This window comes from Flavobacterium luteolum, from assembly GCF_027111275.1.
Taxonomy (GTDB): Bacteria; Bacteroidota; Bacteroidia; order Flavobacteriales; family Flavobacteriaceae; genus Flavobacterium; species Flavobacterium luteolum.
Genome location: NZ_CP114286.1, coordinates 980,700 through 994,977, shown reverse-complemented (window position 1 = coordinate 994,977; position 14,278 = coordinate 980,700). Strand labels below are relative to the sequence as shown.

Sequence of the window (14,278 nt, the reverse complement as noted above, 5' to 3'; positions counted from 1 at the left end):
TAAAAGCAGTAATGTAAAAAATTACTGCTTTTTTTTTGTTAGTTTAAAAAGTATTTAGATATTTGTCTAAATATGTAAATGAGATGAATGATATTTTTAAAGCATTAAATGACGCAACTAGAAGAGAGATTCTGGATCTTTTAAAGCAAAAAGATATGTCGGCGGGAGAGATTGCCGATGCTTTTAATATTTCTAAACCTAGTATTTCGCATCATTTAGATATTTTAAAAAGAGCTGATTTAATTACATCTGAAAAAAACGGGCAATTCATCATTTACTCCATCAATACCACCATAATGGAAGATGTTTTGCAATGGATACTAACCTTTAAACAATAAAAAATGAATTTAGAATTAAAAAAAGAGCTTCCCTTAATTGGAATTGTTTTGATTCCTTTTATTTATTTAGCAGCAATTTGGAACAAACTTCCTGAAAGAGTCCCTGTGCATTGGAATTACAAAGGAGAAATTGACAATTGGGGTGATAAGTTTAGCTTAATATTTTTGCTTTTTATGCTTCCAGTTTTGATGTACGGCTTAATGACTGCGGCATCTAAAATTGACCCCAAAAATAGAATTTCATTAATGGGAAGGAAGTTTTATCAGCTCAAATTCTTCTTGGTTTTATTCATGTCTTTGCTGGCTACATTTATTGTTTATATAACGAAAAATCAATCTTTTTCTAGTCCGGGCTTAATGTATGTTGCAGTTGGAATTTTACTAATGATTTTTGGAAATTATTTTAAAGTTATTCAGCCGAATTATTTTATTGGAATTCGCACGCCGTGGACACTAGAGAATCAGCAGGTATGGAAAGCTACTCATTCTTTTGCAGGAAAATTATGGCTTGTGGCTGGCTTTATTTTCATCTTGGGAGGCTTGTTGTTTTCGGGATTTAATTTTTCTAAATTTTTTGTAGGTATTGGTCTTACCATTGCTTTTGTTCCTATAATTTATTCCTATTTTAAGTTTAAAAGTTTAGAAAAAAAAGAAAACAATCTTTAAGTAATTAAGCATCGAAATGAAAAAAATAATACTTTTTATATTCCTAATTTTTAGTTCTTCAAAATCGTTCGCACAAGATATTTCAGGGCACTGGAATGGTGTTTTAAAACTTCCAAACAATGAATTAAGAGTTGTTTTTAATCTTACAAAAACACAAAACGGTTACACTTCTACCACAGATAGTCCAGACCAAAATGCAAAAGGAATTCCAGTTAAATCCACTACTTTCGAAAATTCGGTATTGAAATTAGATATTCCTGCAGTAGGTGGTTCGTACGAAGGAAAATTGAATGCTGATAATGTTTTTGTTGGAAAAATAACTCAAAACGGACACACATTTGATCTTAATTTATCAAAAGGAAATATTGAAATTGTAAGGCCTCAGGAACCAAAACAGCCATTTTCTTAGTATACAGAAGATGTAAAATTCGAAAATAAAAAAGATCAAGTGATTTTGGCAGGAACTTTATCGTTGCCTAAAAAAGAAGGTAATTTTCCAGTAGTTATTCTAATTTCCGGAAGCGGTGCGCAAAATCGAGATGAAGAAGCATTACAACATAAACCATTCTTAGTTCTAGCAGATTATCTTACCAGAAAAGGAATTGCTGTTTTGCGTTTCGATGATCGTGGTTTTGGAGAGTCTACTGGTGATTTTAAAAGTGCAACTACTACAGATTTTGTAAAAGATGTACAGGCTGGTGTTGACTATTTGAAAACTAGGAAGGAAATTGATAAAAGTAAAATTGGTTTAATTGGACATAGTGAAGGAGGAGTAATTGCTCCAATTGTTGCTGGAAATTCTAAAGATATCTCATTTATTGTTTTAATGGCAGGAACAGGAATTCGAGGTGATAAATTGCTTCTCTTGCAAAAGGAATTAATAGAAAAACAAAAGGGAATTTCAGAAGCAATGATACAGCAGAACAAAGAAATTCTTAAGGGTGCTTATGATATTATTGTGCAAAGTACGGTAAATGATGATAATTTGAAAGCGAGTGTTACCGCTTATTTTAAATCAAAATTATTAAGTGAAGAGCAAGCTAAAACTACCACAGATCAAATTACAGGTTCTTGGATTTATAATTTTTTAAAACTTGACCCAGCTCCATATTTAGAAAAAGTAAAATGCCCAGTTTTGGCAATTAATGGAAGCAAAGATTTGCAAGTTCCTTCAGAAATAAATCTTCAAAATATTAATAAGGCTTTGACAAAAGCAGGAAATAAAAAGGTGACAACTAAAGAACTGCCAAATTTAAATCATTTATTTCAAGAGTGTAAAACGGGATTACCTGAAGAGTATGCATCAATTGAGCAAACAATATCTCCGACAGCATTAGAAGAGATTTCAAGCTGGGTTCTGTTGCAGACGAAATAAAATTATGGAATCGCAAAGATTTATGCAATTGCAAAGAGTTTGCTTTTGGACATAAATTTTTGCGATTTTTGCTTTATCTCTTTAAAGAAAAATGACCTCTATATTCTTTTCCATTTATACTAGTTGCGGTGAACCAATAGTCTGAAGCAGGTTCTGGATTTCCTAGATAAGTTCCGTTCCAAGAAGTATTTAATCCTAGTTCTTTAATAAGTTTTCCGTAACGATCAAATATTCTAATAGTTGAATTAGGAGCTAAATAATCAGGGTCAATTGTCCAAGTATCATTAAAACTATCTCCATTTGGAGTAAAGAATTTTGGATACGGAATTTCATTAACCAAACGAATACAATCTCCAGCTGATGCTTCTAGAATGCTTATTGTTACAGGAATTCTGTCACTTTCACAAGTACTTACTGTTTGAGAAGCATAATAAGTAATTCCATTTTCTAATGAAGTTGATTCTGATAAATGACTTGTAGAGGAAGAACTTTCGTACCATTTAATGCTTTGGCCATTTATTGCAATATCACTAATTTTTGCATTTTTTTGAATGCAAAACTGCTGTGGAGAATTGGCAGATGGAAGTGGTGTATCTTGTATTTTTACAGTAACAGGTAATCTTTCGCTTTCGCAGTTATTCAAGGTTTGAGAAACATAATAAACGCGGCTTTCTAATAAAGTTGTCTCGGGTAAAGTAGATGCCGAAAAAAAAGTGTCAAACCATTTTAGATTTTGTCCAATAACTTGAATATCGCTTAAAGTTGCGTTTTGTTGTATGCAGAAAGATTGCTGAGAATCTGCTGCTGGTTTTGAGGTATTGCAGACACTAAATTTAAGAATCCAAAAATCTTGTAACCCACTTTTATTTTCAGTTTTATCTCCAGAAATATTAGATTGTGACCAACCTGCAACGACATACGAGCCGTCATTCGATTGAATTATTGATTGTGTTTGATCAAGACTAGATCCTCCAAAACTTTTGTCCCATTCTACTACATTATTTACATCTAATTTTACAATCCAATAATCGCGATCGCCTTGAGAAGCTTCTGTTTTGATTCCAGAAATTCCTGAGTAGGACATAATTCCAAGAACCAAACCATTGTCAGAAGTTGCTCGCATATTAGCAAAAATTTCCGTACTATCTCCTCCAAAATTCTTCTGCCAGATTAATTGTCCATTACTATCTAATTTGACAAGCCAGACATCTGTAGAATTATTAAGGGTCTTTTCTGTTTTATCGCCAGAAATTCCTGAAGAAGAATCGCCTCCAATTAAATAATTTCCATCTGGTGTAACGATTACTGTTTTTGCATAATCACCATTATTGCCACCAATAGTATTTTGCCAAATGATCGATCCATTAAGGTCAAGTTTTAAAATCCAGTAATCGGAAATCCCTTTAGAGTTTTGAGTTTTATTACCCGATATATTCGAACTGGAAGATGCCGCTAAAACATAATTATGGTCATTTGTTTTGCTGATACACGAAATTAAATCGAAATTATTTCCTCCTAATGTTTTTTGCCAGACAATAGCCCCTAGATTATCTATCTTGATAAGCCAGATATCAATACCTCCTTTAGAATTTTCAGTTTTATCACCAGAAATATTAGAATCAGATTCTCCTCCAATTAAATACCCTCCATCTTCAGTTTCAATTATGGAGGTTACTCGATCTGTTCCGGTTCCTCCGTAGGTTTTGTCCCAAATAATATTTCTGTTAGAATCAAGCTTTACAATCCAGTAATCATCGCCCCCTCTAGAATTTTGAGTTTTTTCTCCAGAAATTCCTGAAGAACTATATCCTCCTAGTATATAACCTCCATCTGTCGTTTCTTTCGCAGAAACTAAGTGATCATTACTATTGCCACCAATGGTTTTTTGCCATAATAAATTTCCAGTTAAATTATCAAGTTTAAAGAGCCAAAAATCATTTTGGCCTCTTGAATTTTCATTTTTATCTCCCGAAATATTAGAATAAGAATAACCTCCGGAAATGTAATTTCCATCATTTGTTTTTTCTATGAAATCGCACCAATCATAATCATTACCGCCGATAGTATTTTGCCATTGAATGCTTTGTGCTGAAATTGAGGCAGTGAAAAATATAAAAAATAGAAGTAATTTTTGTTTCATTGTTATGATTTGGAATGTCGCAAATGTAATTAAATATCTACAAAACCAAATTAAAAAATCAAAACCCAAGCGAATAAAATCTTTTCAGTAAAAAATCCACAATAACCCGTATTTTTGCAAAAAAAAACAATCCCTTTTGAAAACGAAACTTTTTGTAATTACGCCTCCTTTTACCCAACTGAATACACCGTATCCGGCAACGGCTTATATAAAAGGTTTTCTGAATACCAAAAATATCGAATCGGTTCAAGCAGATTTGGGTATTGATGTGATTTTGGAATTGTTTTCTAGGAAAGGATTGATTGATTTGTTTCAAGTTTCAGGTTTCAAGTTTGAAGCTGTTGGAAACGAAATCTCAGATAATTCAAAACGCATTTTTGCTCTTCAAGACGAATACATCAAAACAATCGATCCTGTCATTCAGTTTCTGCAAGGAAAAAATCCAACTTTGGCTTTGCAGATTTGTCAGGAAGATTTTCTGCCCGAAGCTTCTCGTTTTGCGCAATTGGAAGAACTCGACTGGGCTTTTGGTTCAATGGGAACTCAAGATAAAGCTAAACATTTGGCGACTTTATATCTCGAAGATATTTCAGATTTTATTGTCGAATGTGTTGATGAGAATTTTGGCTTCAGCCGATATGCTGAGCGTTTAGGACGAAGTGCCAACTCGTTTGACGAATTATATAAAGCTTTGCAGCAAAAGCCAACTTATATCGATTCGATTTTAATTTCACTTTTGAAAGCTAAAATTGGAGCTGTAAAACCAACTTTATTTCTAATTTCTGTTCCTTTTCCAGGAAATTTATATAGTGCGTTTCGTTGTGCACAATGGGTAAAACAAAACCATCCCGAAATTAAGATTTCGATGGGAGGAGGTTTTCCAAATACAGAATTACGTTCGCTTTCAGATAAACGCGTTTTTGAGTTTTTTGATTTTATCACATTAGATGATGGAGAAGTGCCAATTGAAGAACTGATTTTTCATTTAGAAAATCCTGATTCTGATTCTTTTAAAAGAACATTTTTGTTAGAAAAAGGTGAAGTTATCTATAAAAATAATTCTCTAAAACACGATTATAAACAATCTCAAGTTGGAACCCCAGATTACTCCGATCTGCCTTTGGATAAATATATTTCGGTTATCGAAATTGTAAATCCGATGCACAGAATGTGGAGCGATGGACGTTGGAATAAACTCACAATGGCTCATGGATGTTATTGGGGAAAATGTACTTTCTGTGATATTTCTTTAGATTATATAAAAGTTTATGAGCCTGTTGCGGCAAGTTTGCTTTGCGATCGAATGGAGGAATTAATCGAGCAGACAGGTCAAAACGGATTTCATTTTGTAGATGAAGCTGCTCCGCCCGCTTTAATGCGTGCTTTGGCTCTTGAAATTCTAAAAAGAAAACTTGCGGTAACCTGGTGGACAAATATTCGTTTTGAAAAAAGCTTCTCAAAAGATTTATGTCTATTGCTAAAAGCTTCTGGCTGTATTGCAGTTTCAGGAGGTTTGGAAGTCGCTTCAGATCGATTGTTGAAATTAATTGATAAAGGTGTTACCGTCGAACAAGTCGCAAAAGTAACTCGTAATTTTACCGAAGCTGGAATTATGGTTCATGCTTATTTGATGTATGGATATCCAACGCAAACCATTCAGGAAACGGTGGATAGTCTTGAGATGGTTCGCCAATTATTTGAAGCTGGAGTTTTGCAGTCTGGATTTTGGCATCAATTTGCTTTAACGGCACATAGTCCAGTTGGGTTGTATCCGGAACAATTTGGCGTGACCAAAAAAACGGAAACGATTGGAACTTTCGCAAATAATGATATTGAATATATCGATGCAACAGGAATCAATCACGACAAGTTCAGTTTCGGATTAAAAAAATCGCTTTTTAATTTCATGCACGGAATCTGTTTTGATTACGAACTTCAGGATTGGTTTGATTTTAAAATTCCGAAAACCAAAATCCATCCCGATTTTATTTTTAATGCATTAGAAGAACAAAACGATTTCAATACAAAACCAAATGCAAAAGTGGTTTGGCTTGGAGGAAAACCCGCTGCAGAAATCTTTACAAAATCAAAAAAAGGAAGAAGTTGGGAAATGATGTCGCTAACTTTTCATGATAAAAAAGAAAGTTTCGATATCCAAACGAGTAAAGAAGAAGGCGAGTGGCTAACTTCAATTTTATTAAAAATAGCCGTTTCTGGCTCTAAAAGTTATACTTTTCAGGAGGTTAAAAATGATTTTGAAACCGAATTAGAAGATTTCGAATTGTTTTGGTATTCTAGACCTGTAAACACTTTACGTGAGTTTGGATTACTTGTTCTTTAAAAGTAATAATTAGTTTTTGGTTACCCAATAATGTAAGTCTCTTTCTAAATCGTAAATCATTCTTTTTACACTTCTTCTCATAACAAAATAAGGAATCCCGAGCATAAAACACATATGGACTAGAAGAAAAGGCAAAATAAAAAATGGAACATTAGTTTCACTTGCAGAAAAAATGGCACCTGTAAAAAAGATTAGATAAAAAATAAAGGCAAAAGCGAAGAATGCTATCATTCGTTTTCCAAAAGCATTTATTTCAAGTTTTACATCTAGAGTATTATTTTCTTCCTTAAGTTCACCTTTTACTTTTGCAAACGAGTAATTAGTGTCAAAAAATTTCCTTCTTTTTTTTAATTCGAAATTGTTGTTAAGAATATTCCCTTTGTATTCATTGTTAGAAGATTTTAGCATTTCAAAAGGTTCATATCCTAAATCTGATTCATCAACATTGTCTTTGAATTTTTTTGTAAAATCTATTTTTGAAACGGGCAATTGTATAGAAATGTCTTTAATTAATTGTATTCTCCTTAAGAAATCGTCCATTTGTTTTGATTTGGTTAGCGAACCAAATATAATATTTATGAGAGAATAAGAAATAAAAGTATACAAAAAAAAGGCTTAATTTTTTAAGCTAATATTCAATACATTCTCCGTCATTCGGAATAGAAGTTTTGCTTAGAAGTCCATGATCTGAAAGAGCTGTTCTCAATTGTAATCGTGTCGTTGGACAATGATTTAATGCTTCTAAATGATTAGCAAGAACTTTCCCTGGAGCTAGTGTGACAAATTTTAGAATATCATTCATTCGCATTAATAAAGGCTGTCCAATATCTAATCTTGCGGTTCCGCAGGCAACAATCGAAATGTCTGGTTTAAGCTGCGTTAATACTTTGTTTACATGCTCTGTAAAAATGGTATCAGAACTAATATAAATAGATTTTTGATCTGCCAGTTCGATAAGAAATCCCATTACATTTCCCATTAATTTAGCAACAAATCCGTAGCCGTGAATTGCTGGAATTCCGGTGATTTTTCCGTCAAGAAATTTTTGAGGTTCCCAATATTCCAAAGTTTGAATGACACTCAGTCCTCGTTGTACAAGTGCTTTTTCATCTTTTGAACTGCAGATAACAGGAATGCTTTTTCTTCTCAAAAAAACTTCACCTGCTTTGTCAATGTGATCTGGATGCAAATGCGTAATCAAACAATGCGTCACACGGCTTAAGATGTCGCGGCTGTTTTTTGGCAAAGCCACCAGCGGATTTCGTTTTGGTTTGTATCTGAAAATAGTAAAAGGTGGAATTGTTTTTCTTTTACCTAACATTGGGTCAACTAAAATGACATGCTTTTCTGTTTCAATTACCAAAGAGGCATTTCGCAAATGATGTAATTTCATATCCAAGAAAATTAGATATTAAAAATACAAAGTTTTTCTAAAAGTAATTTACAGATTTTTCTTTATTTTTAGTAGTATTGTCATTATTTAAATTTATGCATTTACAAGAAGGTTTTCATACGTATTTCATTTATATTTTGACAAATAAAGCAAAATCTGTTTTTTATGTTGGAGTTACTAACAATTTAAAAAAGAAGTTAATAAAGCATAAAGAGAATATTTTATTGAACAATAAAACTTTTGCTTCGAAATACAATGTCGAGTTCTTACTTTATTACGAAAAATTTACTTGGATTCAAGAAGCGATTCCGAGGGAGAAAGAAATTAAAGGGTGGAGGAGAGAAAAGAAAATTGATTTAATTAAAACTATAAATCCTGAATTGAAATTTTTGGAGTATTAATTCGAAGACAAAGTTTTTCAAGTCTAGTTTGTCATTCCGACGAAGGAGGAATCTCCGTAAGTAGCTCACCAAAGAGTGGAATAGCTTTGTAGAATATCACCACGGAGATTCCTCCTTCGTCGGAATGACAAAACTTTGTGGTTACTGTAGTTGATTTAAAGTATTTAAGTTCTGTATGTCATTCCGAGGAACGAGGAATCCCCGTAAGTAGCTCACCAAAGATTGGAATAGCTTTGTAGAATATCACCGCGGAGATTCCTCCTCCGTCGGAATGACAAAACTTTGTGGTTACTGTAGTTGATTTAAAGTATTTAAGTTCTGTATGTCATTCCGAGGAACGAGGAATCTCCGTAAGTAGCTCGCCAAAGATTGGAATAGCTTTGTAGAATATTGCCGCGGAGATTCCTCCTCCGTCGGAATGACAAACGGTGTGTTTATAGAACCAAGGAATGCTTTTACCCAATCGAAAACCTAAACCCAATTCCATGTAGGTTTTCTATCGAAATTCCTTGTTCGTTTGCTAAGATTTTACGCAAACGTGAAATAAAAACATCTAGACTTCTTCCCATAAAGTAGTCATCTGTTCCCCATAAAGAAGTTAAAATCTGTTCTCTTTTCAAAACGGAATTTTTATGGTCTAGAAAAAGTTTCAATAATTCGGCTTCACGCTGTGTCAAACCAACTTTTTCTTCATCATTGAAAAGAATAAAGTTTTTGGTGTCAAAGTGATATTTACCAACTTCGTAAATCGTTTTTGCAGTCGGGATATTTTTCTGTGAACGTTTTAAGAAAATTTCAATTTTCAAAAGCAATTCTTCAATACTAAAAGGCTTTATTAAATAATCATCGGCGCCTAAACGCAGGCCTTTAATGCGATCTTCCTTTAAAGTTTTGGCAGAAAGAAAAATAATAGGAACATCAAGATCAATTTTTCGAACCGCTTCAGCAAGTTCAAAACCGTCCATTTTTGGCATCATAATATCAAAAATGCAAATATCGAATTCTTCTTCCTCAAAAATTTTCAAAGCTGATTTTCCGTCTGAACAATGTATTACCTCATAATTGTTTTGCTCCAAATTATCTTTGGTTAAAAACGCTAGGGTTTCATCATCTTCGGCATATAGTATTTTGAAATTTCTCATTTTTTGTAAGGAATTGATAAAGTTATAGTGATACCTTTTTCTTGATTATTTTCGGCTTTTATTTTCCAGTTTTGAAGATTACAGATTTCTTTTACATAATATAAACCAAGTCCAAATCCGTTCACTTCGTTACTTTTTTCGTTCTGAACGCGGTAAAACTTATCAAAGATAAAAGATATTTTTTTAGGATTAATTCCAATTCCGTTATCAGTAAACTCCAATTTTAAGCAGTTATTATTTTCGATGATTTTTATCGTAACCTCTGGCTTTTCGTTACAGTATTTAATTGCATTATCCAGCAAATTGTAAACTAAATTAGCAAAATGAAAAGTATCTGTTTCAATTAAATATTCTTTTGAAACAGTTTCAATTGCAATTGAAGCTTCAGGATAGTTTAATTTAATGTTTTCTATTGCTTCTTCAATAATCGGAACCATTAAAATATTTTCTTTTTTAAGCTCTAAAGGAGCATAATCAGACTTTGCAATATTTAGAATCTTTTCGATATGGCTATTTAACTTATTTCCCTGATTGATAATAATGTCGGTATAAGTATACAGTTTTTTATCTTCTTTAATTGGTTTTTGTTCAATCAGATATTTTGACGCAATCAGAATAGAAGCCAAAGGTGTTTTAAATTCATGCGTCATATTATTAATGAAATCACGCTGCAATTCTGAATATTTTTTATGCTGTAAAAGTTTAAAAATTGAATAAACGTAAATCAATAAAATCAGAATCAATGCAGTTGAAAGGATAAACCAAAAGCGCATTGAACTAAATAAATAGGTCGTTTCATTGGGAAAACGCACAGCAAAATAATAAACCAGATTTTTATGTTTTGGGAAGTAAACAGTTTTTTTACATTCTGCTTTTTTCTTATAAAGCGAAATATAATCTCCATAGATCATTTCGTCGCTTTGGCAGTTGTACATCGCATATTCGAAATCGGTGGTGATATTCATTTTTTTGAATTCCGTTTTTAGATAAAACTCTAAAATATCGGGTTCAAATTCATTATCCACATTTACGATATAATAATCGTTTGCAATTTTCTGAACTGGATTTTGAACAGGAAGTTCGTGGTTGGTTCCTTCGTATAATTTTTTAGCTACTTCCAATAAAGCAATATGCGCTTTTTGGCTGAGCTTTTTTTGTTCGATTGTAAAAGCTTCTTTTGTCCAAAGCAATTGCGCTACCAAAATACTAATGATAGCGACTAATCCTAAGATAATGATGCTGTTGAGTTTATTAATTTTCAAGAATAAAGATTTTTGAGAGTGTAATATTAATCAATTTTAGCCTAAAAATGGGCGGTTAACAAGTCATTAACAAACGTTTGAAACCAGTTAACAGCGACTTGAATTTGTCTGAATTACCTTTGTAATATCAAAATGAACTATAAACCATTTTAAATATATCCGTTATGAAAATGATCAAAATTTCGATGTTAGCTTTGGCTTTAGGCCTAATGTCTTTTTCAGCAATTGCTCCCGTACAATCTTTAGTTTCAGAAACTGAGATTTCAGGAACTGCAGCTTCTACAATTGCTTGGAAAGCAGAAACAATTGATGTTGGACAAATTCCGCAAGGAACTCCAAAAGCAATTGTTTACGAATTTAAAAATACTGGAAAAACGGCTGTAGTGATTACAAACGTGCAAGGATCTTGCGGCTGTACAGCTACAGATTACACAAAAGAACCAATTCAGGCTGGAAAATCTGGAAAAGTTACTGCAACTTACAATGCTGCAAACAAAGGTGCTTTTACAAAAACAGTTACTGTAACAACTAGTGCAGAAACAACACCAAAAGTACTTACTTTAAAAGGTACTGTTATTTAATTAGAATTTTAATAGGTTGGTTATATGGCGAAAGCTCCAGACATGTAAATTGTTTGGAGCTTTTTATTTTTTAGTAACGGCTTAAACTTCAAAAAAATAAGGCTCAAGATTTATTTCTTAGTTCTTTTTTTTAATAGAATTTTTTCTACTTTTAATCAAAAATTTTAAGTTATGAGAATCTGGTATACGCCTATTATTGCTATTGTTTTTTTGATTGTTTTTTCGTGTAATTCGAAAGCTGATAAAAAAGAGGAAAACTCGATAAAAACGGTTGAAAAAATGCCTGAATTAAAACTTACAATTGACAGTGTTCGTATTGCGAAGTTTTATGAAAATTATCCGAAACTGGATAAATTCAAAAATGATGTAACTTCTTTATATCAAAAAAACAAATCAACTCAATTATGGCAGGACAATAAAGGAATTGTCGAATTTGCCAATACATTGTTCAATCAATACAAAAATCTCGATCAGGAAGGATTAAAAGCCAATTATCCTTATAACGAACAATTAAATTCGGTTTTTGATAATAATGCGAATACTAAACTTTCAAAAGAAGATACCGATTTGCTTCTTTCTAATTTATATTACTATTATGGTGAAAAAGTAGGCGGTTTTGACGAAAAAACAGTAGTTTCTTTAGAATGGCTTTTACCTCGTAAAAAACTGAACTACCAAGTGCTTTCAGATTCGATCTTTAAGAAATCAACCATTTTGGATGATAAGAAAAGAAAGATGTTTAGCCAATATTATAAGCTTCGCGATGCTCTTAAAGAATATAGAGAAATAGAGAAAAACGGAGGCTGGAAAACTATTGAGGCGGGAGAAGATTATAAAAGTTTAAAATTAGGCGATTCGTCTACTGTTATTGCACAGATTAGAGAACGACTTTTTGTAACCAAAGATCTTAAGGAAGATACCAAAAGCACAGTTTGCGATACGGTTTTAATGAAAGCCTTAAAAAACTATGAATTACGTCATGGTTATGTACCCAAAAACACCATTTTATTGGAGCATATAAACGATTTGAACATTCCTGTTTCAGACCGCATCAAAACGATTATTGCCAATATGGAACGCTGTCGATGGATTGATCCTGAGTTAGAAAAAGGGCAGAAGTACATAGAGGTTAATATTCCTGAATTTAAATTGTATATAATTGAAGATGGAAAAATCGCATTTACATCTGCAGTTGTAGTGGGAAGGGCATTGACAAAAACCGTAATTTTTAGCGGAATGATGAGCAATATTGTTTTCAGTCCGTATTGGAACGTTCCGCCAAGTATTATCAAATCTGAGATAAAACCTGGAATGGCTAGGGATAAAAATTATTTACAAAAGAAAAACTTAGAGTGGAATAATGGCGCCGTTCGTCAGCTTCCAGGTAAAAATAATTCACTTGGTCTGGTGAAGTTTTTATTTCCAAATTCAAGCAATATTTATCTGCACGATACGCCTTCAAAAAGTTTGTTTGAAAGAGAAAGCAGAGCGTTTAGCCACGGTTGTGTTCGTGTTGCAAAACCTAGAGAATTGGCAATTGAATTATTAAAACCAGATCCAGCATGGAATCCAGAAAGAATTGATAAAGCAATGCATGCAGGAAAGGAAAGCTGGTATACGTTGAAGAAAAAAGTTCCAGTTTATATTGGTTATTTTACGGCTTGGGTAGATCGCGAAGGCAATCTAAATTTCTATAAAGATATTTACGGAAGAGATGAAAGTTTGATTAAACTCTTAACTGAAGAATAATTTAAGTTCGCCACTAATTACACAAATTTTGACGAATTAAATTTTTATAAGTATTGCAATCAAAAAAATAAAGCCACAGATTAAAGGATTAAAATGATTATAAAAAATCTGTGCTAATCTTTTTATCCCGATAGCTATCGGGAGTGGCAAAAGATAAATTTGTGTAATTCGTGGCTAAAAAAACTATTTTGATAAAACATCAACACATTTATAAAAGCGTTTGGTGTAATGTTCTGTATCAAGTGCTGTTATAGTTACCTGTTGCGCTTTTCCTGATGAGGCATGAATAAATTTTGACTGCATTCCGTTGGCTTCGCAGATAATGCCGATGTGACCAACAATATTCCTATTTTTATATCCATAGAAAACTAAAATATCTCCCACTTTAAATTCTTCTGGTTTTAAAGTCTTGCCTATGTTTTTATAACCGCTTGAACTTCTAGGGAGAGTCATTCCAAAATTTTTAAAAACATAACTCACAAAACCCGAACAGTCAAAACCTTTTTTCGGATTACTGCTGGCATAAACATAAGGCGTGCCTAAATATTTTTTTGCGTAAACAATTATTGAATCGCGATTGATTTCGGTTTGAGATATATTGTTTTGAATTTGATCTTTTTCCTTTTTTAAATTGAAGGAAGAAAGAGTGATAAAAAACAATAAAAAAATTACGACTAAGACTTTCATTTTTGCAGATTGTAAAAGTATTAAACGCTAAAGATAGTTCTAAATTGTTAGTTTTTATGATAGATGTAAGAATTGACATCTATAACGGTTGGAATGATGTGTTTATGTGGTGTTTTTTTATTACTTTTTGACATTTTAGTATCTTTTTGGATAATCTCTTTCCAATATATTTGTGAATCGTATTTATATTTTAACAAATAAAC

General features: G+C 32.4%; 14 protein-coding genes. 8 read left to right on the top strand and 6 right to left on the bottom strand.

Annotated elements, in window-relative coordinates; all coding sequences use genetic code 11:
- Positions 1–83: 83 nt before the first annotated feature.
- The 4 genes from OZP10_RS03890 to OZP10_RS03875 are packed head-to-tail and all read left to right on the top strand — an operon-like array spanning position 84 to position 2,379.
- Positions 84–338, top strand: a complete 255-nt coding sequence (locus OZP10_RS03890) for an autorepressor SdpR family transcription factor (protein WP_111378348.1) — start codon at positions 84–86, stop codon at positions 336–338.
- A 3-nt stretch (positions 339–341) separates the two neighbouring features.
- A complete protein-coding gene (locus OZP10_RS03885) occupies positions 342–1,004 on the top strand; it encodes an SdpI family protein (protein WP_281633613.1) in 663 nt (220 codons plus the stop codon).
- 16 nt (positions 1,005–1,020) lie between these two features.
- Complete coding sequence (locus OZP10_RS03880; protein WP_281633612.1) at positions 1,021–1,413, top strand: hypothetical protein; 393 nt, start codon at positions 1,021–1,023, stop codon at positions 1,411–1,413.
- A gap of 45 nt (positions 1,414–1,458) precedes the next feature.
- Positions 1,459–2,379 (top strand): alpha/beta hydrolase family protein, encoded by a 921-nt coding sequence (locus tag OZP10_RS03875; protein ID WP_281633611.1) that lies wholly within the window; start codon positions 1,459–1,461, stop codon positions 2,377–2,379.
- A gap of 73 nt (positions 2,380–2,452) precedes the next feature.
- Here the strand turns inward: OZP10_RS03875 and OZP10_RS03870 are convergent, their stop codons facing one another.
- Positions 2,453–4,519: a T9SS type B sorting domain-containing protein gene (locus tag OZP10_RS03870; protein WP_281633610.1), complete on the bottom strand. Its 2,067-nt coding sequence runs from the start codon at positions 4,517–4,519 to the stop codon at positions 2,453–2,455.
- A 136-nt stretch (positions 4,520–4,655) separates the two neighbouring features.
- On the opposite strand from OZP10_RS03870, the gene OZP10_RS03865 reads away from it, so the two are divergent.
- Positions 4,656–6,860 carry a B12-binding domain-containing radical SAM protein gene (locus tag OZP10_RS03865; RefSeq protein WP_281633609.1) on the top strand — a complete coding sequence of 735 codons (2,205 nt, stop codon included), beginning with the start codon at positions 4,656–4,658 and terminating at the stop codon, positions 6,858–6,860.
- Between the two features lie 9 nt (positions 6,861–6,869).
- Here OZP10_RS03865 and OZP10_RS03860 read toward each other — a convergent pair whose 3' ends face one another.
- Both OZP10_RS03860 and OZP10_RS03855 read right to left on the bottom strand, forming a co-directional pair.
- Entirely contained in the window at positions 6,870–7,400 is a 531-nt protein-coding gene (locus tag OZP10_RS03860; RefSeq protein ID WP_281633608.1) for a hypothetical protein, read from the bottom strand.
- 88 nt (positions 7,401–7,488) lie between these two features.
- Complete coding sequence (locus OZP10_RS03855) at positions 7,489–8,253, bottom strand: MBL fold metallo-hydrolase (protein ID WP_281633607.1); 765 nt, start codon at positions 8,251–8,253, stop codon at positions 7,489–7,491.
- Positions 8,254–8,348: 95 nt separating this feature from the next.
- Here OZP10_RS03855 and OZP10_RS03850 point away from each other — a divergent pair, with 95 nt between their 5' ends.
- Positions 8,349–8,654, top strand: coding sequence for a GIY-YIG nuclease family protein (locus OZP10_RS03850; protein WP_281633606.1), 306 nt, complete (start codon positions 8,349–8,351; stop codon positions 8,652–8,654).
- Between the two features lie 455 nt (positions 8,655–9,109).
- On the opposite strand, the gene OZP10_RS03845 is transcribed toward OZP10_RS03850, so the two are convergent.
- Positions 9,110–9,796 (bottom strand): response regulator transcription factor, encoded by a 687-nt coding sequence (locus OZP10_RS03845; protein WP_281633605.1) that lies wholly within the window; start codon positions 9,794–9,796, stop codon positions 9,110–9,112.
- Complete coding sequence (locus tag OZP10_RS03840; RefSeq protein WP_281633604.1) at positions 9,793–11,058, bottom strand: sensor histidine kinase; 1,266 nt, start codon at positions 11,056–11,058, stop codon at positions 9,793–9,795. Before OZP10_RS03840 ends, OZP10_RS03845 begins: the two co-directional genes overlap by 4 nt.
- A 164-nt stretch (positions 11,059–11,222) precedes the next feature.
- On the opposite strand from OZP10_RS03840, the gene OZP10_RS03835 reads away from it, so the two are divergent.
- Both OZP10_RS03835 and OZP10_RS03830 read left to right on the top strand, forming a co-directional pair.
- Positions 11,223–11,639: a DUF1573 domain-containing protein gene (locus OZP10_RS03835; RefSeq protein ID WP_281633603.1), complete on the top strand. Its 417-nt coding sequence runs from the start codon at positions 11,223–11,225 to the stop codon at positions 11,637–11,639.
- A gap of 171 nt (positions 11,640–11,810) precedes the next feature.
- Entirely contained in the window at positions 11,811–13,388 is a 1,578-nt protein-coding gene (locus OZP10_RS03830; RefSeq protein ID WP_281633602.1) for a L,D-transpeptidase family protein, read from the top strand.
- A gap of 183 nt (positions 13,389–13,571) precedes the next feature.
- Here OZP10_RS03830 and OZP10_RS03825 read toward each other — a convergent pair whose 3' ends face one another.
- Complete coding sequence (locus OZP10_RS03825) at positions 13,572–14,075, bottom strand: C40 family peptidase (RefSeq protein WP_281633601.1); 504 nt, start codon at positions 14,073–14,075, stop codon at positions 13,572–13,574.
- Positions 14,076–14,278 lie beyond the last annotated feature (203 nt).

What these genes read in the sequence shown, in the direction of transcription:
- OZP10_RS03890 (WP_111378348.1), top strand. Translation starts at nt 84, where the DNA reads ATGAATGATATTTTTAAAGCATTAAATGACGCAACTAGAAGAGAGATT.
- OZP10_RS03845 (WP_281633605.1), bottom strand. Translation starts at nt 9,796, where the DNA reads ATGAGAAATTTCAAAATACTATATGCCGAAGATGATGAAACCCTAGCG.
- OZP10_RS03870 (WP_281633610.1), bottom strand. Translation starts at nt 4,519, where the DNA reads ATGAAACAAAAATTACTTCTATTTTTTATATTTTTCACTGCCTCAATT.
- OZP10_RS03850 (WP_281633606.1), top strand. Translation starts at nt 8,349, where the DNA reads ATGCATTTACAAGAAGGTTTTCATACGTATTTCATTTATATTTTGACA.
- OZP10_RS03855 (WP_281633607.1), bottom strand. Translation starts at nt 8,253, where the DNA reads ATGAAATTACATCATTTGCGAAATGCCTCTTTGGTAATTGAAACAGAA.
- OZP10_RS03835 (WP_281633603.1), top strand. Translation starts at nt 11,223, where the DNA reads ATGAAAATGATCAAAATTTCGATGTTAGCTTTGGCTTTAGGCCTAATG.
- OZP10_RS03825 (WP_281633601.1), bottom strand. Translation starts at nt 14,075, where the DNA reads ATGAAAGTCTTAGTCGTAATTTTTTTATTGTTTTTTATCACTCTTTCT.
- OZP10_RS03830 (WP_281633602.1), top strand. Translation starts at nt 11,811, where the DNA reads ATGAGAATCTGGTATACGCCTATTATTGCTATTGTTTTTTTGATTGTT.
- OZP10_RS03885 (WP_281633613.1), top strand. Translation starts at nt 342, where the DNA reads ATGAATTTAGAATTAAAAAAAGAGCTTCCCTTAATTGGAATTGTTTTG.
- OZP10_RS03880 (WP_281633612.1), top strand. Translation starts at nt 1,021, where the DNA reads ATGAAAAAAATAATACTTTTTATATTCCTAATTTTTAGTTCTTCAAAA.
- OZP10_RS03860 (WP_281633608.1), bottom strand. Translation starts at nt 7,400, where the DNA reads ATGGACGATTTCTTAAGGAGAATACAATTAATTAAAGACATTTCTATA.